25 protein-coding genes are annotated in these 23,998 nt (G+C 58.6%); 23 read left to right on the top strand and 2 right to left on the bottom strand.

Translation table 11 applies throughout. From position 1 onward, the window contains the following. Positions 1 to 10 precede the first annotated feature (10 nt). The 23 genes from fliJ to IEX40_RS18595 all read left to right on the top strand — a co-directional run bounded on the left by fliJ (position 11) and on the right by IEX40_RS18595 (position 21,561). Positions 11 to 454 (top strand): flagellar export protein FliJ, encoded by a 444-nt coding sequence (fliJ, locus tag IEX40_RS18705; protein WP_188751077.1) that lies wholly within the window; start codon positions 11 to 13, stop codon positions 452 to 454. A gap of 100 nt (positions 455 to 554) precedes the next feature. Then, positions 555 to 2,447 (top strand): flagellar hook-length control protein FliK, encoded by a 1,893-nt coding sequence (locus IEX40_RS18700; protein ID WP_188751075.1) that lies wholly within the window; start codon positions 555 to 557, stop codon positions 2,445 to 2,447. A gap of 94 nt (positions 2,448 to 2,541) precedes the next feature. Then, positions 2,542 to 3,057, top strand: coding sequence for a flagellar basal body-associated FliL family protein (locus IEX40_RS18695; protein WP_188751073.1), 516 nt, complete (start codon positions 2,542 to 2,544; stop codon positions 3,055 to 3,057). A 14-nt stretch (positions 3,058 to 3,071) separates the two neighbouring features. Beyond that, positions 3,072 to 4,055: a flagellar motor switch protein FliM gene (fliM, locus tag IEX40_RS18690; RefSeq protein WP_188751071.1), complete on the top strand. Its 984-nt coding sequence runs from the start codon at positions 3,072 to 3,074 to the stop codon at positions 4,053 to 4,055. A 17-nt stretch (positions 4,056 to 4,072) separates the two neighbouring features. Further along, complete coding sequence (gene fliN / locus IEX40_RS18685; RefSeq protein ID WP_188751070.1) at positions 4,073 to 4,492, top strand: flagellar motor switch protein FliN; 420 nt, start codon at positions 4,073 to 4,075, stop codon at positions 4,490 to 4,492. Further along, a complete protein-coding gene (gene fliO, locus IEX40_RS18680) occupies positions 4,492 to 4,944 on the top strand; it encodes a flagellar biosynthetic protein FliO (RefSeq protein ID WP_188751068.1) in 453 nt (150 codons plus the stop codon). The genes fliN and fliO overlap by 1 nt, the downstream gene beginning before the upstream one ends. Then, positions 4,944 to 5,678 carry a flagellar type III secretion system pore protein FliP gene (gene fliP / locus IEX40_RS18675; protein ID WP_229680836.1) on the top strand — a complete coding sequence of 245 codons (735 nt, stop codon included), beginning with the start codon at positions 4,944 to 4,946 and terminating at the stop codon, positions 5,676 to 5,678. Before fliO ends, fliP begins: the two co-directional genes overlap by 1 nt. Positions 5,679 to 5,687: 9 nt before the next feature. Beyond that, positions 5,688 to 5,957: a flagellar biosynthesis protein FliQ gene (gene fliQ, locus IEX40_RS18670; RefSeq protein ID WP_188751066.1), complete on the top strand. Its 270-nt coding sequence runs from the start codon at positions 5,688 to 5,690 to the stop codon at positions 5,955 to 5,957. Positions 5,958 to 5,961: 4 nt separating this feature from the next. Continuing rightward, positions 5,962 to 6,747 carry a flagellar biosynthetic protein FliR gene (gene fliR / locus IEX40_RS18665; RefSeq protein ID WP_188751065.1) on the top strand — a complete coding sequence of 262 codons (786 nt, stop codon included), beginning with the start codon at positions 5,962 to 5,964 and terminating at the stop codon, positions 6,745 to 6,747. After that, on the top strand, positions 6,740 to 7,885 hold the full coding sequence (gene flhB / locus IEX40_RS18660; protein ID WP_188751062.1) for a flagellar biosynthesis protein FlhB: 1,146 nt from the start codon (positions 6,740 to 6,742) through the stop codon (positions 7,883 to 7,885). The genes fliR and flhB overlap by 8 nt, the downstream gene beginning before the upstream one ends. 154 nt (positions 7,886 to 8,039) lie before the next feature. After that, positions 8,040 to 10,151: a flagellar biosynthesis protein FlhA gene (gene flhA, locus IEX40_RS18655; protein WP_229680835.1), complete on the top strand. Its 2,112-nt coding sequence runs from the start codon at positions 8,040 to 8,042 to the stop codon at positions 10,149 to 10,151. Positions 10,152 to 10,185: 34 nt separating this feature from the next. After that, positions 10,186 to 11,676: a flagellar biosynthesis GTPase FlhF gene (flhF, locus tag IEX40_RS18650; RefSeq protein ID WP_188751058.1), complete on the top strand. Its 1,491-nt coding sequence runs from the start codon at positions 10,186 to 10,188 to the stop codon at positions 11,674 to 11,676. 15 nt (positions 11,677 to 11,691) lie between these two features. Continuing rightward, complete coding sequence (locus IEX40_RS18645) at positions 11,692 to 12,507, top strand: MinD/ParA family protein (protein WP_188751056.1); 816 nt, start codon at positions 11,692 to 11,694, stop codon at positions 12,505 to 12,507. Positions 12,508 to 12,530: 23 nt separating this feature from the next. Then, complete coding sequence (locus tag IEX40_RS18640) at positions 12,531 to 13,241, top strand: RNA polymerase sigma factor FliA (RefSeq protein ID WP_188751054.1); 711 nt, start codon at positions 12,531 to 12,533, stop codon at positions 13,239 to 13,241. 57 nt (positions 13,242 to 13,298) lie between these two features. Continuing rightward, complete coding sequence (gene cheY, locus IEX40_RS18635) at positions 13,299 to 13,685, top strand: chemotaxis response regulator CheY (RefSeq protein WP_188751052.1); 387 nt, start codon at positions 13,299 to 13,301, stop codon at positions 13,683 to 13,685. 19 nt (positions 13,686 to 13,704) lie between these two features. After that, on the top strand, positions 13,705 to 14,529 hold the full coding sequence (locus IEX40_RS18630; protein WP_188751050.1) for a protein phosphatase CheZ: 825 nt from the start codon (positions 13,705 to 13,707) through the stop codon (positions 14,527 to 14,529). A gap of 13 nt (positions 14,530 to 14,542) precedes the next feature. Beyond that, positions 14,543 to 16,660 (top strand): chemotaxis protein CheA, encoded by a 2,118-nt coding sequence (locus tag IEX40_RS18625; RefSeq protein WP_188751048.1) that lies wholly within the window; start codon positions 14,543 to 14,545, stop codon positions 16,658 to 16,660. 33 nt (positions 16,661 to 16,693) lie between these two features. Continuing rightward, the gene (locus IEX40_RS18620; RefSeq protein WP_188751046.1) at positions 16,694 to 17,935 is read left to right on the top strand and encodes a protein-glutamate methylesterase/protein-glutamine glutaminase; all 1,242 of its coding nucleotides are present in this window, start codon (positions 16,694 to 16,696) and stop codon (positions 17,933 to 17,935) included. Next, complete coding sequence (locus IEX40_RS18615) at positions 17,935 to 18,696, top strand: flagellar motor protein (protein ID WP_188751045.1); 762 nt, start codon at positions 17,935 to 17,937, stop codon at positions 18,694 to 18,696. Before IEX40_RS18620 ends, IEX40_RS18615 begins: the two co-directional genes overlap by 1 nt. Continuing rightward, on the top strand, positions 18,674 to 19,579 hold the full coding sequence (locus tag IEX40_RS18610) for a flagellar motor protein MotB (protein WP_188751043.1): 906 nt from the start codon (positions 18,674 to 18,676) through the stop codon (positions 19,577 to 19,579). Before IEX40_RS18615 ends, IEX40_RS18610 begins: the two co-directional genes overlap by 23 nt. A 14-nt stretch (positions 19,580 to 19,593) precedes the next feature. Next, positions 19,594 to 20,382 carry a ParA family protein gene (locus IEX40_RS18605; protein ID WP_188751041.1) on the top strand — a complete coding sequence of 263 codons (789 nt, stop codon included), beginning with the start codon at positions 19,594 to 19,596 and terminating at the stop codon, positions 20,380 to 20,382. Then, complete coding sequence (locus tag IEX40_RS18600) at positions 20,375 to 21,148, top strand: chemotaxis protein CheW (protein WP_188751040.1); 774 nt, start codon at positions 20,375 to 20,377, stop codon at positions 21,146 to 21,148. The genes IEX40_RS18605 and IEX40_RS18600 overlap by 8 nt, the downstream gene beginning before the upstream one ends. After that, positions 21,145 to 21,561, top strand: a complete 417-nt coding sequence (locus tag IEX40_RS18595) for a DUF2802 domain-containing protein (RefSeq protein ID WP_229680834.1) — start codon at positions 21,145 to 21,147, stop codon at positions 21,559 to 21,561. Before IEX40_RS18600 ends, IEX40_RS18595 begins: the two co-directional genes overlap by 4 nt. 5 nt (positions 21,562 to 21,566) lie before the next feature. Here the strand turns inward: IEX40_RS18595 and IEX40_RS18590 are convergent, their stop codons facing one another. Further along, positions 21,567 to 21,863, bottom strand: a complete 297-nt coding sequence (locus IEX40_RS18590; RefSeq protein WP_188751038.1) for an EscU/YscU/HrcU family type III secretion system export apparatus switch protein — start codon at positions 21,861 to 21,863, stop codon at positions 21,567 to 21,569. Continuing rightward, entirely contained in the window at positions 21,860 to 23,851 is a 1,992-nt protein-coding gene (gene fliK, locus IEX40_RS18585) for a flagellar hook-length control protein FliK (RefSeq protein WP_188751036.1), read from the bottom strand. The genes IEX40_RS18590 and fliK overlap by 4 nt, the downstream gene beginning before the upstream one ends. Positions 23,852 to 23,998 lie beyond the last annotated feature (147 nt).

The raw sequence follows: 23,998 nt of genomic DNA, 5'->3' as shown, positions 1-23,998 counted from the left end.
AGGTGATGGAGTGAGGCGGCGAATTGAGCGCTTTCAGTTGCTGCTTAAACTGGCTGAGCGCAAGCGCAAAGAGGCGGATCGTCTGCTGGGGGAGTCCCAGCAGCGGGTTGAACAGGCTGAGAAGGGGTTGGAGCAGCTCAAGGCCTATCAGCTGGAATATCAGCAGCAGTTTACCGACGCCGGTCGCGGCGGGCTGACCTGCGCTCAGTTGCAGACCTATCAGGCGTTCATCGGCAAGGTCAGCGGCGCAGGGCGGCAACAGCAAGAGGCGTTGCTGCAGAGCCGGGCGCAACTCGAGCAGGTCGAGGCGTACTGGCGCAAGACTCAGGCGCATTATCGGGCGATGCAGAAACTGTTGGAAAAAGCCCAGAAGGATAAGCGCCTGCTGGATGAAAAGCGCCTCCAGCAGCAGCTCGACGAGCGCTCTCAGCATACCCCCGCATCGTTCATTTGAATCACTCCTTTCTACCCATCTTGTGCGCGCCTGTTAGCTCTGGCCCTGTTATTGCTAGATTGACTGATGGTCAATTAACGCAATAGTTCGAGGAGTGCCCATGCCGGCATCGAGCGTCTCGCTTTCCAGTATCAGCGTCACTAGCGTGGCACCTGCCGCACGTTCGGCTGCGGCACCCGGTAGTTCTGTACTGTCGGGCGGATCAGGAGCCGAGCACAGCTTTGGGCAATGGATGCAAGAGATGCAGGCAGCGGATGGCGGTGCTCAGCATGCCGACGGTGAAAAATTGCCGGAGGAGGGAAAAACTCTGCCAGCCCAGCGGCAACAGGATGGCGCCCGGCTTAATGAAAAGGCCGAAGCCAAAGCTGAGGCGGGTACCGCCAGCAAGGATCAGGCTCAAGCCGTCGAGACGGACAAGCGGGTGGCCGGCAATGACGACGGGGAGGAGCAAGCGCCTGCGCCGAACGGAACGCAGCCGACAGAGGTCGAGGATGCGGCGGCTGAAGGCCTGTTGCAGGGAGCGGCCGATGAAACCCAGGTGGCTGAGTTGAAAACACCGATGGATGGTCAGCTGGGTGCCGAGTTCGATAGACCGGCGGAGAGTTCGGCGGTGCCTGCCGAGCTGGCCGATCTGGCTGAAACCGAGTCCGGACGGCAGCAGGACGTCGCCGGGTCAAGGCCGGACTCTGCTGATGCCGAATCCTCCATGCCAGCTCAGGCTGCGCGGCCGGATGTGCGCGAAGCGGCGCTGCAGAATCGCGGCCAGACTGGGGAGGGGGCGGTTTCATCGGCTGACAATCATGGCCAGCAGGTTTCTGCCATTGCCCGGGAGCAGGGGCGGGGGGGAGAGACTCAGGTGCCTGAGGCTGCGGTCACGCCGGTGCCGGCCGAGACTGATGGCGAGCCGGTGTCTGGCGGGAATGCGGCGGTAGTCGCCCAGGACGCCAGTTCGACCGGAGTTGCGGAGTCAGTATCCCGGCAGGGGGCCGGGGATGTTGTCGAAGCAGTGGCGGGTATTGAAAAGGGCGCCAGAGGTGTCGAGGCGGCTGATCAATCCACACCCAGCGGAAGTGCGCAGCAACAGGATGAGGTTTCGGTAGCACCAGCATCGGCCGGCGGTGAACGGCAACCGGTTGTCGACGTTGAGCCTGAGGATGAATTATCGGTCGCAACTGCCGTCAGGCCAACAGACGCACCGGATCGGATGCAGAATGCTCGAGATACCGTAGCAAAATCTGACGCTGCCCTGATCGCGGCTCCGGGGGCGCAGCGAGCGGGCGCCATGGCCGGGGGTGAATCTGGAGGTGCCGGTGATCAACAGCAGGCTGGCCAGCATTCGCAGTCGCGCGACCCCGGTCAACCAGTTGATCGCCAGTTGTCAGTTGCTGGGAGCGGAATTAAGGCGGCGGGTGCGCAGGATGACTCGGAGTTGCTGGCCGCCAGCGTCCGCCAGTTTGTAGGGGGCGGGACCGAAGCGGGGGGAGTCAAGGCTGCGACCGCGAGCGGCACTGTGTCGGCACCGGTGGCTCCTGCTTCGGATAGGGCCTTGTCCGATACGCTGAGTGGTGCAGCGCTGCAGCGACTGCAGGATCCGGCCTGGGGGCGAGTGATGGGGCAGCGGGCGGTGATGATGGCCCAGTACGGCCCGAAAAGCGCCGAAATCAAACTGGACCCGCCCGAGCTTGGCGCTATGCAGATACGTATCCGTGTGTCCGGGCAGGATCAGGTCAGCGTCAGTTTCAGCTCGCCGCACCCGGCGGTCCGCGATGTGATCGAGCAGCAGATGCCACGCTTGAGGGAGATGTTTGCCGAACAGGGGCTTGAGCTGAGCCAGTCATCGGTGTCGGACCAGTCGGCGAATGGTAGGGGGGGGGAGTCGTCCCAGGCGCGCGGACAGGGAGGTGCTGGTCAATATTCCGGTCTGGATGATGGCACTGAGTCGATAGCGGGTGTACAGACGGTGGCGGTCGGGCTGGTCGACTACTACGCCTGATGCTTCAGACCTAAAATCAGTGTGTTATATTAGTCGCCTGATTTGATCGGGCGGGCAAAATTTCTTGCCCATTCGGCACGGTGACGAGGTGGCAATGGCTGAGGGTGCTCAGGACCAGGTTGAGGACGGAAGCGGTAAAGGGTCCAAGAAGAGGTTGATCATTATCATCGCCATCGCGGCACTGTTGGTGCTCGGCGGCGGCGGGGCGACGGCGTTTTTCCTGCTCTCCGGCGGTGACGAGACGGCAGTCGAAGAGGTGGAGCAGGTCCGCCAGGAGGCGCTCTATACCAAGGTGCGCACGCTGGAGGGTAAGCCGATGTTTGTGGTGACGCTGCAGTCAGATGATGGCCAGCGCCACTATATGCAGGCCTACGTAGAGGCGAAGAGTCGCGATCAGGAGGTTGTCGATGCGCTTGAGCTGCATATGCCACTGGTGGTGGCGCGACTAAACACCCTGTTTTCCACCCAGAAATTCGAAACACTGATGACCATCGAGGGTAAACGTGCACTCAGGGAGCAGGCGATCGAGACGGTGCAATCGATTATGCAGGACAAAATCGGTCGTCCCGGTATTGAGTCCATTCTGTTTACCAATCTGGTTATGCAGTAAGCGGGGGCGGCCGTATGTCGGTTAAAGATCTACTGTCGCAGGATGAGATCGATGCGCTCTTGCATGGCGTTGATGATGGCGATGTAGAGACGGCCGAAGAGGAGGTTGCGGAAGAGGAGGGCGGGGTACGCAGCTACGACCTGGCCAGCCATGAGCGCATCGTGCGCGGCCGCATGCCGACGCTGGAGATGATCAACGAGCGCTTCGCCCGTCATACCCGTATCAGCCTGTTCAACCTGCTGCGCAGAACCGCCGATGTCACGGTTGGTGGCGTGCAGGTGATGAAGTACGGCGACTATATCCACACCCTGTACGTTCCCACCAGTATGAATCTGGTCAAGGTCAGCCCGCTACGCGGTACCGGTCTATTCATTATGGATGCCAAGCTGGTGTTCAAGCTGGTAGACCAGTTCTTCGGCGGCGATGGTCGTCATGCCAAGATCGAGGGGCGTGAATTTACCCCTACCGAAACCCGCCTGGTCAACAAAACCCTGCAGCAACTGTTTATCGATCTGCAGGAGGCCTGGCGGCCGGTCAAAGAGGTGAGGTTCGAGCATGTGGGCTCGGAGGTGAACCCCGCCATGGCAAACGTCGTCAGTCCAACCGAAGTTGTGGTGGTCAGCACCTTTCAGGTCGATCTCGAGGGGGGCACTGGCGAGCTACATATCACCTTGCCCTATTCCATGCTGGAGCCGATCCGGGAAACCCTGGTGTCTGGCTACCAAAATACCGAAGATCAGCAAGATGAGCGTTGGCGCGCGGCGATGAATCGCGATGTGCTGCTGGCGCCCTTGGATATCAACCTGATCGTGGCAGAACGCGAGATGACACTGCGTGATGTGATGCAGTTCGAAGCCGGAGATGTCATCCCGGTCGAGCTGGAGGAGAAGCTGACACTCTATGCGCATGGAGTCCCTGTGTATAACTGCCAGCTGGGTACGTCTCGTGGTAATCTGGCGATCAAGGTAATGGAGCCGTATAAGCAGCAGCCCGATTAGCCGCGGAGAACTATAGCGTGAGTGACGAAAACAACGATCTGGATCAGCAGGCCCTGGCTGATGAATGGGCGGCGGCGCTGGAGGAGCAGACCGGTAGTGCCACTGAAGGCGTATCTGATTCCGGCGCCAAGGCGGTTGATCTCGACGAGCTTCAGGATGAGTCGATCCCGATCGACGATCCCAAACTGGATGTGATCCTCGACATTCCGGTGCGTATGACCATGGAGGTCGGCGGCACGGAAATTCCGATTCGCAACCTTCTGCAGCTCAGCCAGGGATCGGTCATCGAGCTCAACCGGGTCGCAGGCGAACCCCTGGATGTGAAGATTAACGGCACGCTGATCGCACACGGTGAGGTGGTGGTGGTCAACGATCGTTACGGCATTCGCCTGACCGACGTGATCAGTCCACAGGAACGTATCCGGCGGTTGAAGTAATGCGCTTGTTAGCCGTCATCGTGGTGCTTTTAACTGCAGGGCCCTTGGCTGCCAGTGCTGCCGAGTCCACCGGGACTGGCGTTCAGCTTTCCGATCCGGTCGGTACTGGGGCTGTCCTCGAACTGGTGCTGGGGCTCGTTGCTGTTATTGCCTTGATCCTGCTGTTGGCCTGGGCCGTTAAGCGGGTCAATCTGTTGCCTGGACAGCGTTCAGGCATGCAGGTGGTGGCGGTGCTGCCGCTGGGGCAGAGAGAGCGGGCGGTGCTGGTTCAGGTGGGCGAGAAGCAGTTGTTGCTGGGGGTTGGGGCCTCTCAGGTGACGCTGCTGGAGCGCTTCGAGACGCCGGTCATCGAACCGAAACGGGGGCCGGATGGGGTCTTCTCCAAACGTCTGCAAGATGTGATGCGCCAACGCGGTAGCATTACCTCCCCTCGATCGGAGCCAGATGCCTGATGCGTTGGTTGTTGATGCCGCTGCTGGTGCTGAGTTCTGCTGCCTGGGGCGCGGATCAGGGTATCCCGGCTGTAACCGTGGTCACCGGCGAGGATGGTGCTGCCAACTACAGCGTGACGATACAGATTCTCGCGCTGATGACACTGCTGACATTCCTGCCGGCGGTGTTGATGATGATGACCTCTTTTACCCGCATCATCATTGTGCTGTCCATTCTGCGTCAGGCGCTGGGGTTGCAGCAGGCGCCTTCCAATCAGGTCTTGCTTGGGCTGGCGCTGTTCCTGACACTGTTTATCATGACGCCGGTGTTGGATAGGGTGAACGAGCAGGCTGTCCAGCCCTATCTAAACGAACAACTCAGTACACTGGATGCGGTGAAAGCCGCCAGTCGGCCTTTCCATCAATTTATGGTCGGCAATACGCGCGAGAATGATCTGGATCTGTTCATGCGTATATCCAATACGCCGCCGGTGGCGTCTCCTGAGGAGATTCCGCTGCGGGTTCTGGTGCCGGCATTTGTTACCAGCGAGCTGAAGACTGCGTTCCAGATCGGATTCATGCTGTTTATCCCGTTTCTGGTGATCGATATCGTAGTGGCCAGCGTGTTGATGGCGATGGGTATGATGATGCTCTCGCCGGTTATCATCTCCCTGCCATTCAAGATCATGCTGTTCGTATTGGTCGACGGCTGGGCAATGGTGATGGGGACGCTGGCCGCCAGTTTCGGAATGTAGGAGATCGCAATGACAACCGGTATGGTACTGGATCTGTTCGGTGGGGCGCTCTGGCTGGTGGTGCTGATCGTAACGGTGATCGTGATGCCGGGCCTGATGGTGGGCTTGATTGTGTCGATCTTCCAGGCCGCTACTCAGATCAACGAGCAGATGCTGAGCTTTCTGCCGCGTCTCATCGTCACGCTGCTGGCACTGATGGCTTCAGGGCCCTGGATCGTGAATCAGCTGATGGAGCAGTTCAATTTCATGTTTACCAATATCCCGCGCTTGATCGGTTAATTCGATGCAGATCGACCTGACGCAGATCGAAGGCATGGTGGCGATGGTGTTGTTGCCGCTGTTTCGGGTTGCGTCGATGTTGATGACCATGCCGATGATCGGTACTCAGTTGGTGCCGATGAGAGCACGCTTGGGGCTGGCGCTGGCGATTACCGTCGTGCTGGTGCCGGTGGTGCCGCCGATGCCGGCCTACGACGGCCTGTCCGTAAGGATGTGGTTGCTGATTGCCGAGCAGATCTTAATTGGCAGTGTGCTGGGCTTTACGCTCAACCTGCTGATGGAAACCTTCGCCTTGGGCGGGCAGATGATCGCCAACCAGATGGGGCTTGGCTTCGCCTCGATGACCGATCCCGCCAACGGTACCTCGGTGGTGGTGCTGGGTCAGTTTTACCTGATGATGGTGATGCTGATGTTCCTGGCGATGGACGGCCACCTGGTGGTCATCGAGATTCTGGTCAAGAGTTTTGATGTGCTTCCGGTCGGTCATTCACCGAATCTGTCCAGTCTATGGAATATAGTGCTCGCGGGGAGCTGGGTGTTTTCGGCGGGCCTGCTGATGGCATTGCCGGCGGTCACGGCGGTGCTGGTGGTTAACTTCGCCTTCGGCGTGATGACCAAGGCGGCACCTCAGCTCAATATCTTCGCAATCGGTTTCCCTTTCACCATGCTGCTGGGCATCGTCATCGTATGGGCGTCGTTGAGCGGCTTTCTGGGTCAGTACGAGAGTTTTGCTTCGAGAATTCTGCAGTTGATCTCCGATATGGTGCAGGAGGCGGCGCGCAGTGGCTGAAGATAGCGGTCAGGAAAAGACAGAAGACCCTACATCGAAACGCCTTCAGGACGCACGTGAGAAAGGCGATGTTCCCCGATCCAAGGAGTTGACGACCACCGCCTTGTTGATGGTGGCGGGCTTTGCCGCGTTGATTTTCGGTAGTCAGATCGCCGTGGACATGATGGCGTTGATGAAAGCCAACTTTGCGCTGGACAGGAAGGCGATCAGCGATCCATCGCAGATGATCGAGCATCTGGTGCAGGCGCTGATGGATGCATTTCTAAGTCTTTGGGGGTTATTCGTGCTGCTGGCTATTGCGGCTCTGCTCAGTCCTATTGCACTGGGTGGCTGGAATTTCAGTGGTCAGGCGCTGCAGCCCAAGGGGAGTCGTATCAATCCACTCTCCGGCCTCAAGCGTATGTTTTCACTGAACTCTCTGGTCGAGCTGCTCAAGGGGACGGCCAAGTTTTTGGTGGTCGGTACCGTGGCAATATTGGTGCTGATGATTGACAGGCCGGAGATCGCCTCGCTGGCCAAGCAGGCCACCGAGGTTGCTATCGGGCATGCGGTTGAGATTGTGGTCTGGTCATTTCTGGTGATGAGTGCGGCGATGATTCTGATCTCGGTGGTTGATGTGCCGTTTCAGCTCTACAGTTATAAGAAAAAGCTGAAAATGACGCTGCAGGAGGTCAAGGATGAGATGAAGAATGCGGAGGGTAAGCCGGAGGTCAAGGGTAAGATCCGGCAGTTGCAGTTGGAGATGTCCCGGCGCCGCATGATGAAGGAGGTGCCAGAGGCTGATGTGGTGATTACCAACCCGACGCACTATGCGGTGGCGATCCGCTACGATCCAGAGCGAGGAGGGGCGCCCTTTGTAGTGGCTATGGGGGTTGATTTTGTTGCCCTGAGGATTCGTGAAATAGCACAAGAGCATGAGGTGCCGATACTCGCTTCACCGGCATTGGCGCGAGCGCTCTATCATGCCTCTGAGCTGGGTGATGAAGTGCCGGTTGGATTGTACAAATCGGTTGCCCAGGTGCTGGCCTATGTGTTCCAGCTGAAACGTTACCGGCAGCGGCTTGAAAGTGAAGAGCCGATAGCGCCCGGGGAGGATGAGATCGAGATACCCGGTGCTTTCCGTGTCGATCCTGAATAGTTGGCGGATATTTTGCTTAATCTATTGTTGATCGATTATTTTACGTCAAAAAATTGGTGATTAAGGCTCTTCTTGGCTGTTCTGTGGTGTTTTTCACGCCATAAAACGTCCGGATATGGCTTTTGTGCCAATTTATTGGCGTTATGGGGGGCGTTTGGACCGTACAGCCATCATCAATAATGCTCGCAGCCTGACAGAGGGGAATCTCGGTATTCCGCTTCTGCTGCTGGTCATTTTGGCGATGGTGACGTTGCCGATGCCGCCGTTCCTGCTGGATGTCTCCTTTACCTTCAATATTGCCCTGTCGATCGTGGTCCTGCTGGTGGCAATCTACGCTCTGCGACCGCTCGATTTTGGGGTGTTTCCAACCGTTCTGCTTGCCGCAACGCTGATGCGCCTGGCTCTCAACGTGGCCTCGACGCGAGTGGTTCTGCTGTACGGGCATGAGGGTACGGGCGCTGCCGGTAAGGTGATCCAGGCGTTCGGTGATGTGGTCGTCGGCGGTAACTACATTGTCGGTGTTATCGTATTTATGATCCTGGTGATCATCAACTTCGTGGTGGTGACCAAGGGTGCTGGACGTATCTCCGAGGTGAGTGCCCGCTTTACCCTCGATGCGATGCCCGGTAAACAGATGGCGATTGATGCTGATCTGAACGCCGGTCTCATTAGCCAGGATGAGGCGCGCGAACGGCGCAGTGAGGTTACGCAGGAGGCGGACTTTTACGGGGCGATGGACGGTGCCTCGAAATTTGTACGCGGTGATGCGGTCGCCGGGATACTGATTCTGGTGATCAACCTGTTCGGTGGCGTGGGTATAGGCATGCTGCAGCATGGGCTCAGCTTCGAGCTGGCGCTGCAGTACTATGCACTGCTGACTATCGGTGACGGTCTGGTCGCACAGATCCCCTCTCTGCTGCTCTCCACAGCAGCCGCCGTAATGGTGACGCGAGCCAACTCTTCTGAAGAGATGGGTAAGCAGGTATTTCGGCAGATGTTCGCATCACCGCGTGCGCTGTATGTTTCCGCCGTAATTTTGACAGTTATGGGCGTCGTGCCGGGTATGCCGCACTTTGCGTTCCTGTCGCTGGCGGCCGCTGCTGCCGGGGCGGCTTGGTACATAGGTCAGGAGGAGAGGCGGCGTAAGGCGGAGGCCAGAGAGGAACCGGTTGAGCAGACGCCCTCTGAGGCCGCGGCTGGCGAAGAGAGTCGCGAGCTGGGCTGGGACGATGTGATGCCGGTGGACATGATCGGTCTGGAGGTTGGATACAGGCTGATTCCGATGGTAGATAAGATGCAGGGTGGCCAACTGCTGAACCGCATCAAGGGCGTGCGCAAGAAGTTATCACAGGAGCTGGGTTTTCTCGTGCCATCGGTACATATCCGCGATAATCTCGATCTGCTGCCGGGTGCCTACAGGATCACCATGATGGGGGTTATTGTCGGCGAAGCGGAGATCTATCCCGACCGCGAACTGGCGATCAATCCGGGCCAGGTGTTCGGCAAAATCGACGGTATAGCGGTCAAGGATCCCGCGTTCGGTCTGGACGCGATATGGATAGAGAAGCCCCAGAAAGAGCGGGCGCAGACTCTCGGCTACACTGTAGTCGACGCCAGTACGGTGGTGGCGACCCATATCAATAAAGTACTGCACGGCCACTCCCATGAACTGCTTGGTCATGAAGAGGTGCAGCAGCTGCTGGATATGGCGGCGAAGAAATCGCCGAAGCTGGTCGAAGAGCTGGTACCTAAAAAACTGTCGATCAGCGTGTTGCTCAAGGTGCTGCAGAATCTGCTGATGGAACAGGTGCCGTTGAAGGACTTTAGAACGGTTCTGGAAGCCCTGGCGGAAGCGGTGAGTCGTACCCAAGATCCGTTGGCGCTGACGGCATCGGTACGTATTGCGTTATCGCGGTTGATCGTGCAGACCATAAACGGCGCGAGCCCGGACCTGCCGGTGATTACCCTGGACCCGCCGCTGGAACAGATGTTGCTGAGCTCCATGCAGCAGCGTCAGCAGGGGGAAGAGGGGCTTGTATTAGAGCCGGGAATGGCGGAGCGGCTGCAGAAGTCGCTGGCCCAGGCGGCGCAGAGTCAAGAGGTGAAAGGGCAGCCATCGGTGCTGCTGGTTTCGGCACCGATACGCCCATTGCTGGCCAAGTTCGTGCGCTACGGGGAGCAGCAGGTACATGTGCTCTCCTACCAGGAGATACCCGAGAACAAAAATGTCACCATTGTGGCGACAGTCGGGGGACAAAATGGCTAACAGTTTTCCGCTTGTCGGCCGATAAGGGACGAATATGAAAGTAAAACGCATATTTGCACCAGACATGCGTCAGGCGATGCGAAGAGTCCGAGAGGAGATCGGCCCTGACGCCGTGATCGTTTCCAACCATCGAGTTGCCGGTGGGGTGGAGATCGTTGTCGCTCGCGAGGATGAGTATGAGGCGGCGCAGCATGAGCTCAAGCGCGAGCGGGAGCGCCGTCGCGAAGAGCAGGTGCGGATCCTGACCTCGGCAGGCACGCAGGCGCCGCGTCAAAGCGGACTGGATTCCGAGCTGGAGCGCGCACGTCTTGATATCGCCAGGGCTCAGGAGGGTATTGCCCGTTCGGAGGTGAGTCGTAGCGCCAATCGTCAGTTGGCCGAGGATGACGAGTTGCAGTCCATTCTTGAGTCCTTGCGCGCGCGGCAGCGGGAGCGGGCAGCGGCAGGGTTGGATGATGAGCCGGCTAAACCTGCGGCCCCTGTGCGTCCTCGCTCCAAACCTGTGCCGCAGCCGCGAGAAGAACCACGTGTGGCTGAGGGCAGTGAGGCCGAGGATCATCTGCTGATTCGGAATATGCAGGATGAGATACATCAGCTGCGTGCACTTCTTGAGCAGCAGGTTGCTGTCCGTGCCAGTGCGCCGGTCTCAGCTCCCGCCCAGACTCGCGTTTCTGAGCCGGAACTTGCGCCATCCGCCTCATCTCCGTCCGGGCTCAAGGGGCAGCTTGAACGGCGTTTTGATCGTCTGGGGTTGGGGCCGCGTCTGTCTCGTTCTCTGTTGGCATCCATCGAGCCGAATCTGGCGATCGATAAGGCCTGGCGCAACGCGCTGGCGCGTTTGGCCGACTCTATCCCTGTCGTCGGTGAGGAGATGATCGAGCGCGGTGGCATGCTGGCGTTTGTCGGACCGACGGGTGTTGGTAAAACCACGACCATCGGTAAGCTGGCGGCGCGTTATGTGTTGCAGCACGGCAGTTCGAGTCTGGCACTGGTGACCACAGACAGCTTCCGTATTGCAGCGCACGAGCAGTTGAAGACCTTTGGCCGCATACTGGATGTGCCTGTGCGCGTGGTGGATGAAAACCACAGCCTGGAAGAGGTGTTGCAGTCGTTGAGCGGTAAGCGACTGGTGCTGATCGATACCGCGGGAATGAACGCTCAGGATCCTGCTGGACAGCTGCAGTTGGAGATGCTGGAAAGTGTCTCGGTGAGAATTAAAAAGCTGTTGGTACTCTCCTGTTCAAGTCAGCGGCAGTTGATGGAAAGTGCTTGGCAGACATACTCGTCACTGGGACTGAATGGCTGTGTGTTGAGTAAAATGGATGAGTCGGGCAGTCTGGGTGACGCGCTGACGCTGGCGGTGGAGAAGCAGATACCGATCGCCTATGTCGCCGACGGTCAGAAAATTCCGGATGATATCGGGGTTGCACGCAGGCATGACTTGGTCAGCCGGGCAGTAGTGACGGCTCAGCGTGACGGAGAGCGCAGCAAGGCGGACAGGGATAGCCTGTACCGGGCAGGCTGATAGCAGAGTATGAATATGAAGCAGTCACACCCGGTCAAGGTCGTTGCCGTTACCGGAGGTAAGGGTGGTGTCGGTAAAACCAATGTGTCGGTGAATCTGTCCGTGGCATTGGGCGAGATGGGACGGCGTACCGTGTTGATGGATGCGGACCTGGGGTTGGCCAACGTCGATGTCATGTTGGGATTGCGGCCGAAGCGCAATATTTCAGATGTGCTTAACGGCGACTGCACACTGAAAGAGGTCCTGGTCAGTGCAGGCGAAAATTTTTGGATCGTACCGGCATCATCCGGCACTCAGGAGATGACGGCGCTGAGTGTTCATCAGCATGCGGAACTGATCCATGCCTTCAACGATATAGCTGACGATCTGGATGTGTTGGTCGTCGATACTGCCGCAGGTATTTCCGAATCGGTTGTCAGTTTTATCCGCGCGGCACAGGAGGTGCTGGTAGTGGTTTGCGATGAGCCGACCTCGATCACCGATGCGTATGCCTTGATTAAGTTACTCAGCCGGGATTATGGTATGAGCCGATTCCGGGTGCTGGCCAATATGGTGCGTACCGAAGCCGAGGGGCGCAACATGTTCAGCAAACTGCTTACCGTTACCGATCGCTTCCTTGATGTCACGCTTCAATACCTGGGCTCAATCCCTTATGATGAGTCAGTGCGGAAGGCTGTTCAAAGACAAACGCCTGTTTTAAAAGCGTTTTCAACGAGTAAGTCGGCAATCGCATACAGGCAGCTCGCCAACAAAGTAGATGAATGGCCGGTTCCCAGGACATCCAGGGGACATCTGGAGTTCTTTGTTGAGCGTCTGGTTCAAGGTGTATAGGCAAGGGCGTTACAGTAGCCTTCATGTATAACCAGCTGGATTTCAAATCAGGCCAAGAACTTGTGGAGCAGTACGCGCCACTTGTGAAGCGGATTGCCCGGCACCTGATGGCCCGGTTGCCGTCCAATGTGGTGCTGGATGATCTGATTCAGGCTGGCATGGTGGGCTTGCTCGAAGCAACGTCCAAGTATGATCCGGGCAAAGGTGCCAGTTTTGAAACCTATGCCGGGATTCGCATCCGCGGCGCGATCATCGATGAGGTGCGTCGGGGCGATTGGACGCCGCGATCGGTACACCGTAACGGTCGTCGGGTCAGCGAGGCGATCTTGCGAGTGGAGGCCCGGACCGGTCGGGATGCCGGTGATGCGGAAGTGGCCGCCGAACTGGGGATCAGTATCGATGCCTACCATGCGCTGCTGCAGGACTCGGCCGAAAGCCGCCTGTTCAGTTTTGATGAACTCAGTGAGTCCGACGAAGATTCGCCGGGGGAACAGTTCGCAACCGATGATCCCGGACCTGCTCAGGCTGTTCAGGGTGGTGCATTTCAAAGCGCGCTGGCCAGGGCGATCGAGGGATTGCCGGAACGAGAAAAATTGGTGTTGGCGCTTTATTACGATGAAGAGCTGAACCTTAAAGAGATAGGACAGGTGCTCGGGGTCACCGAGTCACGAGTCAGTCAGATACACAGTCAGGCTGCAGCAAGGCTTCGTTCCAGGCTGCGTGACTGGCAGTAAGAAGCCTCTGGCTTCATGGGCGCTAATGAGTAGTGTTAATTACCGGGGGAACCTGTCTTGAAAAAAGACACCAAGATTCTTGTCGTCGATGACTTTTCTACGATGAGACGCATCATCAAAAACCTGTTGCGTGATCTGGGGTTCACAAATGTGGAAGAGGCCGATGACGGTAAAACCGCATTGCCGATTCTGAAGCAGGGGCGAATCGATTTTCTGATTACCGACTGGAATATGCCGGGTATGACAGGTATCGATCTCATTCGCGAAGTGCGTGCAGATCCTAACCTGGCACATATTCCGGTTCTGATGGTTACCGCTGAAGCTAAGCGTGAGCAGATCATTGCTGCTGCACAGGCAGGGGTGAACGGATATGTCGTGAAGCCTTTCACGGCCGCCGTTTTGAAAGAGAAGATCGACAAGATCTTTGAGCGCCTGCAGGACTGATTGAAGCTGAGGAGCGCTGATGGCGGAACAGGATATAGCGGTCGATCTGGACGGGCTGGGCGAGGTTCTGAAACAGAAAGCCCAGGATCTGGTCGCGGCACTGGAACAGGGGCAGCTGCCACGGGCGATCGAGCTGATCAATCAGCTGCAAACCGCACGTCATGAGGTGTTCTACAACGAAGTAGGCCATCTCACACGCGGACTGCACGAGGCGATTAAATCGTTCAGCAGTGATGTCGGTGGCAAACTGGAGCCGGGCGGCGACGCGATGAGCGATGCGTCGGATCGACTTGCCTATGTAATCGAGCTGACGGAAGAAACGGCACACAAGACCATGGATAGGGTCGACCAGTCGTTGAGCCTTGTCGATCGACTGGATTCCTACAGCGGCCGTTTTCGCGACCTGTTGATGCTGGTCGGGCAACTGGAGGGTGAGTTCGAGGCGCTGAACGGCGTTTATGATCGAACCTGCCAGTTGAAGGATGAGTCCGAAAAAACCGTAGAGGAGTTGCGGACCGCACTGACCGATATTCTCGTATCCCAAGGTTTTCAGGATATTACCGGACAGCTGATCCGCCGGGTTATTACCTTGCTGACCCAGGTGGAAAGCCAGCTGGTGAAGCTGATGGATATGGCGTCCAAAGTTGAACGCCTAAGTGGCATGGATGCGAGTGCTCCATCGAGACCGCTAGCTTCGGCTCGCAAAGTATCGAAAGAAAAAGAACAGAAAAGCGATGAAAGCAGTGAGATAAAGGCTGAAGGTCCTCAGATTCCAAAAGGCGACACTACCGTGGCCTGCAATCAGGACGATGTTGACGAACTACTTTCCAGCCTAGGCTTTTGATTAGGAGCGGCCTATGAGTTTCGATGTCGATCAGGAGATTCTCGAGGATTTTCTTGTTGAAGCGGGGGAGATTCTGGAGCAGCTCTCCGAGCAGCTTGTGGATCTTGAGCAGCGTCCAGATGACCGGGATCTGCTGAACGCTATTTTCCGTGGCTTTCACACCGTCAAGGGCGGGGCCGGTTTCCTGCAGTTGGAAGCGATGGTTGAATGCTGCCACAAAGCCGAGAACCTCTTCGACCAATTGAGAAACGGTGAGCTGGCAGTTTCCTCGGAGCTGATGGATGTCGTCCTGCAAGCGCTGGATGCCGTTAACTCCATGTTCGACGCGGTGCGCAATGGCGTGGAACCCGAGCATGCCTCACCGGAGCTTCTGCAAAGGCTGCTCGATTTTGCCGAAGGTCGTGGCCCAAGTGCACCTGCGCCTGTCAACACGACTGCGCCAGCCAAAGCAGCGGCTCCCGCCGCCGCGCCAGCCTCTGTGGCACCGGTCGCAGCCAACCCCAATACACCTAACGACGATTTCGAATCGCTGTTGGGCGATCTTGCAGGTGTTGCCGGGCCGAGTAGCAAGCCGGTTGACGAGGTGGAGACAGGGTCAGACCTGATCACAGAAGACGAGTTCGAAGCGCTGCTCGATGAGCTGCACGGGCCCGGTGGAGCCCCGGGTGGTGAAAAGGGGGACGAGCCACCGCCGGCCAAGCAGCCCGCAGTGGAAGAGAGCACCGGCAGCGGTGACCTGATCACCGACGATGAGTTTGAAAATCTGCTTGATCAGTTGCAGTCGGAAGGTAAGGGCGCATTCGCTTATGGCGGCACAGCCACCGCGGCGCCGGAGCAGCGAGCTGTGCCCGCCCCTGCCCCTGCCCCTGCGCCGGCAGCACGCCCTGCTGCCGAGCCTGTGCACAGCTCAGCGGCGGCCTCGGCTGCCAGCCCGGCTCGCTCCGGAGGTAATCAGAAGCCAGCGCCGGAGACGAACGTTCGGGTCGATACCCGTCTACTCGATAAGATCATGAATATGGTCGGTGAGCTGGTTCTGGTGCGTAACCGTCTCGTGCGCCTTGGCGTGACCCATGAAGATGAGGAGATGGGCAAGGCGCTCGGCACCCTTGATATGGTGACCGCCGATCTGCAGTCTTCGGTGATGAAGACCCGCATGCAGCCGGTTAAAAAAGTATTTGGCCGTTTCCCCCGATTGATCCGCGATCTGTCGCGCAACCTCAAAAAAGAGGTGGCATTGGAGTTGCGTGGAGAGGAGACCGATCTCGATAAAAACCTGGTCGAAGCGTTGGCCGACCCGCTAATTCACCTGGTGCGTAATGCCGTTGACCACGGCATCGAGTCGCCGGAGGTTCGCGCCAAGGCCGGCAAGCCTCGCGAGGGGCATGTACTGCTGTCGGCAGAGCAGGAGGGTGACCATATCCTGCTGATCATCCAGGACGACGGTGCCGGGATGGACCCGGAGAAATTGCGCAATCTGGCCGTTCAACGCGGTATGCTGGATGTCGAAGCCGCTCGTCGTCTCAGTGATCAAGAGTGTTTCAACCTGATTTTCCAAGCCGGCTTCTCGACCAAGACCGAGGTATCGGACGTCTCCGGGCGTGGTGTCGGCATGGACGTGGTCAAGACCAAAATCACCCAGCTCAACGGCACGCTTAGCATCGATTCGGTCATCGGTCAGGGAACCCGGATCGCGATTCAGGTACCGTTGACGCTGGCGATTATGCCCACGCTGATGGTGATTCTGGAAGGTCAGGCGTTTGCCCTGCCGTTGGTCAATGTTAACGAAATCTTCAATCTCGATCTGACCAAAACCAACATTGTCGATGGCCAGCAGGCGATTATCGTGCGCGAGCAGGCGTTGCCCCTGTTCCACCTCAAACGCTGGCTGGTCAATGGCGAGGCTCACGCCCCCCTGCCGGAGCAGGGACATGTGGTGATTGTTACCGTAGGTACGACCAGAGTCGGATTTGTTGTCGATCAGTTGGTGGGCCAGGAGGAGGTTGTAATCAAACCTCTGGGCACTATTCTGCACGGTACCCCGGGTCTTTCCGGGGCTACGATTACCGGCGATGGTCGTATCGCATTGATTATCGATATACCGAATCTGCTCAAACGCTATGCTCAAGCCTGATTCAATGCTGGGTAAGTGTTGCGGAGGGTGTCGATGGCGATAAAAGTGCTGATCGTCGACGACTCGGGTTTCTTCCGTCACCGTATCGAAGAGATTCTGCGCGAGGATAAACGGATTGAGGTGGTCGGCAGCGCCGTCAATGGCAAGGAAGCCGTGGAGAAGGCTCGCACGCTGAAGCCAGATGTGATCACCATGGATGTGGAGATGCCGCAACTCAACGGCATCGATGCGGTACGCATCATCATGCGCGAATGCCCCACCAATGTGCTGATGCTCTCGTCGCTGACGCACGAGGGGGCCCGCATTACCCTCGAAGCGATGGACGCCGGCGCAGCCGATTATCTGCCCAAGGATATTCGCGCCTGGATGGATAAAAGCCAGGGTATCCGCCAGCAGCTCATCGAGCGTATTCTGGCACTGGGTGCCTCCCGCCGGTTCCGTTCGGGATCTGTATTTGACCATCGTCACCCGAGTTCGCGTGCGAGCGGTAGTTCGACCATGGTTTTTCGACCCGAGTCGACAACGGTCTCGCGGACAGCGTCTGCGCGGGAGGCGACTCCTGCGGCGCGTCGCCGTCCGCTCACGGCAGGCCTGGCTGAGCGCGAACCGGTTAGAACCGCCACCTCCCCGGCTCTGCGCCCACGCACAACCGGCGAGGAGAAGGATCCGCCCACCAGTCATCCTTCCAAGGTGCGCTTTCCCGATTGCCGTATCGTCGTGATCGGTACCTCTACCGGCGGACCGGCAGCGTTGCAGCGGATTTTGACGCAGATACCGGCCAATTTTCCCTATCCGATTCTACTTGTGCAGCATATGCCGAAGACGTTCACCCAGGTGTTCGCCGAGCGGTTGAACCAGCAGTGCCAGATATCGGTTAAAGAGGCGGAAGACGGCGACCGGCTGAAACCTGGTCTTGCGCTGTTGGCGCCGGGCGGCCTGCAGATGATGATCGATCCCAGGCAGGCTGATCGGGTGCGGGTTCTCGAAGGGGATGTGAAACTGACCTACAAGCCGAGCGTGGATGTAACCTATGCCTCGGCGGCAAGGGCGTACGGCGCGCGAGTATTGGCGTTGATACTGACCGGTATGGGGGCCGACGGGTGTGACGGTGCTCGCCTGCTCAAACGTGAGGGGGCAACCATCTGGGCACAGAATCGTATAAGCTGCACCATCTATGGAATGCCGCAAGCGGTCGTTAATGCCGGTCTCGCGGATGAGGTGCTGGATCTGGAAGATATCGGGCCTCTTCTGGCCCAGCAGCGCAGGCGTGGTTGATGTTTGGGTTCTTAGGGATAGTACTCGCGTTTCTGGCAATTGTGGGCGGCAACTACCTCGGTGGTGGTGAGCTTTCGGAGCTGTATAATCCCACCGCGGCGATGATCGTTATCGGTGGCACCTTCGCCGCGTCCGTGATTCAGGCCCCGCGCGAGGATTTCAGTCGTGCCTGGCGCCTGTTCGGCTGGGCCTACACAGCACCCAGTCCCGATTTTCAAGCCGGTTTGGTATCGCTTCGCAGCTGGTGTCTGTTGGCACGCCGTCGCGGTCTGGTGGCGTTGGAGGCGGAGGGACGCAAAGTCGAGGACCCGTTCGTCGCCAACGGTCTGCAGCTGCTTGCCGATGGTCGCTCGCCGGAGGTTATCCGCTCGGTCTTGGAGGTGGAGCTGATTGCCAACGAGCAGCGCGATATGCAGGCGGTCAGAGTGATCGAGAGCCTGGGTGGCTACGCGCCGACGTTGGGCATTATCGGTACGGTGCTCGGCCTGATACAGGTCATGGCCAACCTGGCAGAGCCGGAAACCCTGGGACACGGTATCGCCACTGCATTTGTTTCCACTATCTACGGCGTTGGTGTCGCCAACTTGCTGTTGATTCCGACTGCAAACAAGATAAAACGTCTGGTGCAGGGCCGTGCTCAGTATCATGAGATGCTGATGGATGGCCTGGTATATATCGCTGAGGGGCAGAACCCGGAGGTGATACGCCAGCGCCTGCAGGGGTATTTGGGGGCGGAAAATGCCGCGTCGAAGACCGCCTGAACCCGATGCGCCGCTTGATCGCTGGGTGCTCTCCTGGGCGGATTTCCTCACCCTGCTGTTCGCCTTTTTCGTGGTTATGTACGCGATCTCGTCGGTGAACGAGGAGAAATACAAGTCGATGTCGGAAGCGCTATCGCAGGTGTTTTCCGGTCCGGGCGGACCCAGAGGCGTTAACCCTGCCCTGGAAGGGGGGAGTGGTTTTCTCGAGGGCGGGGAGTCATCGACCAAGGCGCCGGCGAATCTGATCGGGCCGGCAGACGAACGATCGACACTGCGGCTGAACCAGATCAGGGCGCAACTGGAATCCGACTTCAGTGAGCAGGTATCCTCCGGCGAAATTGAGGTGGACGGCTCTGACCTCTGGTTTTCGATCGAGCTGCGCTCCAGTCTGTTGTTTGATAGTGGTGGCGCCATACCCTCGATCGCTGCAGACAGCATACTGGCGCTGATTGCGCGGCGTCTGAAGGGGCTGAATAATCCAATCCACGTCGAGGGATTTACCGATAACGAACCGATCGCGACCGAGCAGTTTCCCTCCAACTGGGAGCTGTCAGCGGCACGCGCGGCAGCCGTGGTGCGACTGCTGGAGTCCAACGGTATCGTGCCCGCCCGGATGGCGGCGGTCGGGTATGGCGAGTATCAGCCGGCCTACAGTAATCGCACGGCCGAGGGGCGCAGGCTCAATCGACGTATTGTGATCGTCGTATCGCGCGACGAGAAGGTACGTCGGGCTGTAGTTTCCTACGGTAGCGAGCAGGTCAGCTCGGACGCGGTCAGCACCATGTTGCTTGAGGAGCGCAATCCGCCTGAATCCTCAGGGGCGCTGGAACAGGTAGAAACGCAAGATGGGATACTGTTTCGACAGGCGAAGCCGGAACAATAACGGGAAGAGACTCTATGCAGGTATGGGCTGTTGCTAACCAGAAAGGGGGGGTCGGCAAAACGACGACCGTCGTTACGCTGGCGGGTCTGTTGGCGGAAGTTGGATATAAGGTCTTGCTGGTTGATCTCGACCCGCACGGATCTCTGACCAGCTATTTTCGCTACGATCCGGATGAGCTCGAGCACAGCGTATACGACCTCTTCGAACAGCTTCAGGTCGATTCCGAGCGTACGCGCGGTCTGATCGTCGATACCAACCGGGATGGTGTGCACCTGATGCCGGCATCCACTGCGCTGGCGACGCTCGAGCGTCGCGCCGTCGGCAAAGAGGGGATGGGGTTGCAGGTTGCCAAGGCGTTGGCAACGCAGAAACAGAGCTATGATTTCGCCCTGATCGACAGTCCGCCGGTACTTGGGGTGCTGATGGTCAATGCGCTGGCCGCCTGCAATCACCTGCTGGTCCCGGTGCAGACCGAGTTTCTCGCCCTCAAGGGGTTGCAGAGGATGATCCGAACCATTGAAATGGTTAACCGGGCCCGTCGTAACAAGCTGGATTACACGATAGTCCCCACATTCTATGATCGCCGTACGCAGGCATCGGTGAGCAGTTTGCGCGAGTTGCACAGGCTTTACGAAGACAACATCTCCACGGCCGTAGTGCCGGTAGATACCAAGTTCCGTAATGCCAGCCTCAAGGGGCTTGTGCCCTCGTCGCTGGATGCCGGTAGTCGTGGAGTACACGCCTATGCCAAACTGCTGAGAAATCTGCTGGAGAGACGCAGACAGGGTAATGCCGATGGCTGATCAGAAAAAAGTCGTTTTCGAATATATCGAAGCCCTGCTGGCCGATACTGAGCTGGAAGAGGGGTATGTGCCCAGGTCGGTGTCGGACGCTGAGGCTGACGACGATATGGCAGCCGGTGCTGAGGGGGGGACTTCTCAGCAGGGTATAGGTTTCTTTGACGATATTGAAGTTGACCCGACATTGGATCAGGCATTTTATACTGAAGAGCCTGAGCCTGAGCCTGAGCCTGAGCCTGAGCCTGAGCCTGAGCCTGAGCCTGAACCGGTGGTTGAATCTGTGGTAGAGCCCGAAGTCGTTGTAACACCCGGAGTATCAGCAGCAGTGCGAAAGCCTCCAGTGCAGGTGTTGAACTGCGTCTTGATCGATATGCACGGCCTCAAGCTGGCGATCAACTTCGACCGCATCGAGGGGGCATTGCAGATGAATGACCTGTCGCTGGATATTGCAGGGCATCCGGAGTGGGTGTTGGGGGCCTTCGGCCCCGAGTACGGCAAGACGATGGTGGTCGATACCGCGCTGTGGATGATCCCTGAGCGTTACCAGCCGGAACACTCGAGTTACGAGGAGATTGTCATTCTGCATGGTCGTAAGTGGGCGTTGGCCTGTGATGGCTTGATCAAGTCGATTCAGATACCCATGGATAAGGTCAATCTGAATCAGGACAAGGATCACCGCTCCTGGTTGCTGGGCACCTATATGACAGAACGCTGCGCGATTCTCGATATTGACCAGATGGTCGAAGAGTTCGAGGCGATGTCGGCGTGATCGATCTTCTGGGCTCCAATCTTGTGCTGGCGGTTGTGGCCTCGCTGGCACTGCTGGCCACTGCGCTCTGCGCCTACCTTTTCGTACGCGTACAACGTCAGGAGCGCCGCCATCAGGCACTGATCAACGTATTACGTAACGAGATCCGGGCGATGACCAACGGCTCGATCGGCATGGGCAATCGTCTGTTGGCGATCGAACACAAGCTCAATATCACGGTCGAGAAGCAGCAGGAGTTGGAGAATCGTGATCCGGGTGTGCTGGCCTATAACCAGGCCGCGCGCCTGATGGAGATGGGCGCGGATGTGGACGACCTGGTTCGCAGTTGCGGCATTGGTCGTCCCGAGGCTGAGTTGATGGCGTTGTTGCATCGGGAGTTGCATACCGGGGATTCACTACCCTCCCGTCACTGAGGCGGTTATGACGCCGGCTCGTTACCCTGTTGGGGCTTGAGCCCGTATGCGAAGGCGATCACCTCGGCGATCGCGCGATAGAGGGCTTCCGGAATCTCATCGCCCAGTTCGAGGTGTATCAACACCTCCAGAAGTTCGGGGCTTTCATAGATGTGCACGTCGTGTTCGCGGGCGAGCTTGATAATCTGCTCGGCGATCAGACCGCTGCCCTTGGCCGTTACCCGCGGTGCCGCACCGGTTTCCGGATCGTATCGTAGTGCAATGGCTTTGCGCCCTTGTACGTCTGGGTCCTGTTCGCTCATGTATGCAGATCCACCAGTCGACGACTGACCGCTGGCGGAGTTTCGCGCGGTTGACGCCCCTGCTGTACATGCAGGGTATCGATTTCGAAGCCGCAGCTGCTTAGATGGCTGGCAAAGCCTTCCAGTCTGTCGCGGATCAGTTGAGCGGTTGCACCGCGCTCCGCCCAGAAACGTGCGCTGAGTTGCCACTCCTGCTGCAAGCTGACTCGGCTGTCGATCGCACCCAGATCCTGCAGGTCGAAGTGCAGGGTGATAGACCATTCAGAGATGAATCTGTCCTGCTCATCCCGCCGTTTGTGCTGAGTGATGCGTATCTCCGTATTCTCCAGTTGTTGCTCGTTTACCCGTACTGGCAGGTCAAGTCGGTATTGGCGCTCGATACTGCCATCGGGCATATCCTGCCAGTGTTGCAGGCTCGATGCCTGATGCGTGGCTGCGCGGGCTTGCATCCCCTGCAACAGCGATTGGAAGCGTTCGCGCGCCTCCGGCGGCAGGCGATCGCCCAGCTGTTGCAGGCGGGCGAGCTGATCTTTCAGGGTTGCCGGATTGCCGTCGGCTGACTGTTGTGCGCCCTTTTTGCCCGCGATCAAGCCGCTGGAGTGGAGTTGCTGCTCCACCGCCTGCCGAGTTGCCTGAGCGTCGGGTTTGGTGGAAACGCTGAACATGCTCAGCATCGATCGAACCACCTGGCCGATGGCGTCCTGCTGGCGTCCTGTGCCGCCGCTGCCGCGGTTGAGCTGGCGCAGCTGGTTAAGGGCATCTGCCATGGGGATCTGCTGTGGCAGGCTGTCGCGTAAAATCTGCTGCAGCCCCTCCTGCATGCGTTGCTGTGCGCCCGCTGCTATGCGCGGGGGGAGTATCTCCAGTTGCACGTTGCGCTGGTCGGTCCGCGTCAATTGTACCCCTATACCCGCTTGTAACGGCCGTGGTGTCAGCAGCTCAATCCGTTGCCCGTTGACCGAGATCTGCACCGGGTTGGGACCGGTCCTATTCAGCGCACCGCTATTAGCTGGCTCCCCGTTGGCCGCAGGCGAGGACCTCGAAGAGGACGCCGTCGACGCAGGGGGAGGTTGCCTTACCGCCACGGCTTCGCCGCGACCTGGCTGCTCTGCGGATGGCCGCGTGACCTGGCTCTGTGGCGGCATCGGCGTTTGCGGCTGAGGGGACGCCTGCTGTGGCGCTCCGGCTGCAGAGCCTGTGGTGGTGGCGGTCGAAGAGGAGGGGAGGGTGTCGGTTCGTGGTGTGTTGGTCGCTGTCTCGGTGGCATTCCCCGCCGGGTTGGCCGCTCGGCTGAGGAGTTCCGGCTGCGATTGCGCGCCAGTACTGCCGGAGTTCTGCTGGGGCTGGCCCGCTGCCGGTGAGGGGGTGGCTGGTGTGCGCATGCCTGGCGATGTCTGGGGCGCCGCCGGGTTAACGGCTGTCGCAGCGGCGCTGTTGCTTGAGGTCGAAACCGCCGTCGCCGAGGTGTTGGCGCCTGCAGCATTACTGACCGGCGCCGAAGGCGTGGCGGCGTTGGGCAGTACTCTGCCGTTTTGCGGTTGATTCAGGGGCAGTGCACGCTGCAGTGCTTCGTTTTGCAGCTGCGTGATCGGCACCTGCAGCCTAATGCCACCACTGCTGGTAGTGCCGCTTTCGGCGCGTGATGCCGTGGGTAGTGTCTGCTGCGGTTGAGCTAGTGGTGCTGAATCAGTGCGGCCAGTTGTCCTGGCCTGGCCTGCAAGGTTCAACAGCAGCGATCCGTCGCCAGTGCGGTTCAGGGTCACTTGGGCGCCGATGGCGAGGGGGCGCGCGGTCATCAGCTCCATCAGCATATTTTGTGCTTCAACCTTGATCCGGAACAGGTTGGGGCGCTGCGTATCAACGACGACTTCCTTTACACTGGCGCTCAGCGTGCGGCCGGCATCGAGTTGCGCGCGCAGGTCGACGCCCTGGCTGTCACCAGGGCGACTGAGTGTCTGCATCGACTGTACACTGAGCGTGAGTGCCAACCTGTTCACTCCACAAAAGGCTGATTTAGACAGGGGTTGTACAATCTACAACCTTAGACCGAATCGTACTCGGGTTGTCCCCTTCCTGCCTGACGGCGGGGGGGAATCTGTTTATAATGGCGCGTTTGAAAAATGTCGGCCAGCGCC

This window comes from Marinobacterium zhoushanense, assembly GCF_014641945.1.
Classification (GTDB): domain Bacteria; phylum Pseudomonadota; class Gammaproteobacteria; order Pseudomonadales; family Balneatricaceae; genus Marinobacterium_D; species Marinobacterium_D zhoushanense.
The sequence above is the reverse complement of the archived record's forward strand: the minus strand, read 5'-3'. Positions and strand labels throughout refer to the sequence as shown.

Coding starts and splice junctions, on each gene's coding strand:
- IEX40_RS18700 (WP_188751075.1), top strand. CDS start 555: ATGCCGGCATCGAGCGTCTCGCTTTCCAGTATCAGCGTCACTAGCGTG.
- IEX40_RS18695 (WP_188751073.1), top strand. CDS start 2,542: ATGGCTGAGGGTGCTCAGGACCAGGTTGAGGACGGAAGCGGTAAAGGG.
- fliM (WP_188751071.1), top strand. CDS start 3,072: ATGTCGGTTAAAGATCTACTGTCGCAGGATGAGATCGATGCGCTCTTG.
- fliO (WP_188751068.1), top strand. CDS start 4,492: ATGCGCTTGTTAGCCGTCATCGTGGTGCTTTTAACTGCAGGGCCCTTG.
- fliP (WP_229680836.1), top strand. CDS start 4,944: ATGCGTTGGTTGTTGATGCCGCTGCTGGTGCTGAGTTCTGCTGCCTGG.
- fliQ (WP_188751066.1), top strand. CDS start 5,688: ATGACAACCGGTATGGTACTGGATCTGTTCGGTGGGGCGCTCTGGCTG.
- fliR (WP_188751065.1), top strand. CDS start 5,962: ATGCAGATCGACCTGACGCAGATCGAAGGCATGGTGGCGATGGTGTTG.
- flhF (WP_188751058.1), top strand. CDS start 10,186: ATGAAAGTAAAACGCATATTTGCACCAGACATGCGTCAGGCGATGCGA.
- IEX40_RS18645 (WP_188751056.1), top strand. CDS start 11,692: ATGAAGCAGTCACACCCGGTCAAGGTCGTTGCCGTTACCGGAGGTAAG.
- IEX40_RS18640 (WP_188751054.1), top strand. CDS start 12,531: ATGTATAACCAGCTGGATTTCAAATCAGGCCAAGAACTTGTGGAGCAG.
- IEX40_RS18630 (WP_188751050.1), top strand. CDS start 13,705: ATGGCGGAACAGGATATAGCGGTCGATCTGGACGGGCTGGGCGAGGTT.
- IEX40_RS18625 (WP_188751048.1), top strand. CDS start 14,543: ATGAGTTTCGATGTCGATCAGGAGATTCTCGAGGATTTTCTTGTTGAA.
- IEX40_RS18620 (WP_188751046.1), top strand. CDS start 16,694: ATGGCGATAAAAGTGCTGATCGTCGACGACTCGGGTTTCTTCCGTCAC.
- IEX40_RS18615 (WP_188751045.1), top strand. CDS start 17,935: ATGTTTGGGTTCTTAGGGATAGTACTCGCGTTTCTGGCAATTGTGGGC.
- IEX40_RS18610 (WP_188751043.1), top strand. CDS start 18,674: ATGCCGCGTCGAAGACCGCCTGAACCCGATGCGCCGCTTGATCGCTGG.
- IEX40_RS18605 (WP_188751041.1), top strand. CDS start 19,594: ATGCAGGTATGGGCTGTTGCTAACCAGAAAGGGGGGGTCGGCAAAACG.
- IEX40_RS18600 (WP_188751040.1), top strand. CDS start 20,375: ATGGCTGATCAGAAAAAAGTCGTTTTCGAATATATCGAAGCCCTGCTG.
- IEX40_RS18590 (WP_188751038.1), bottom strand. CDS start 21,863: ATGAGCGAACAGGACCCAGACGTACAAGGGCGCAAAGCCATTGCACTA.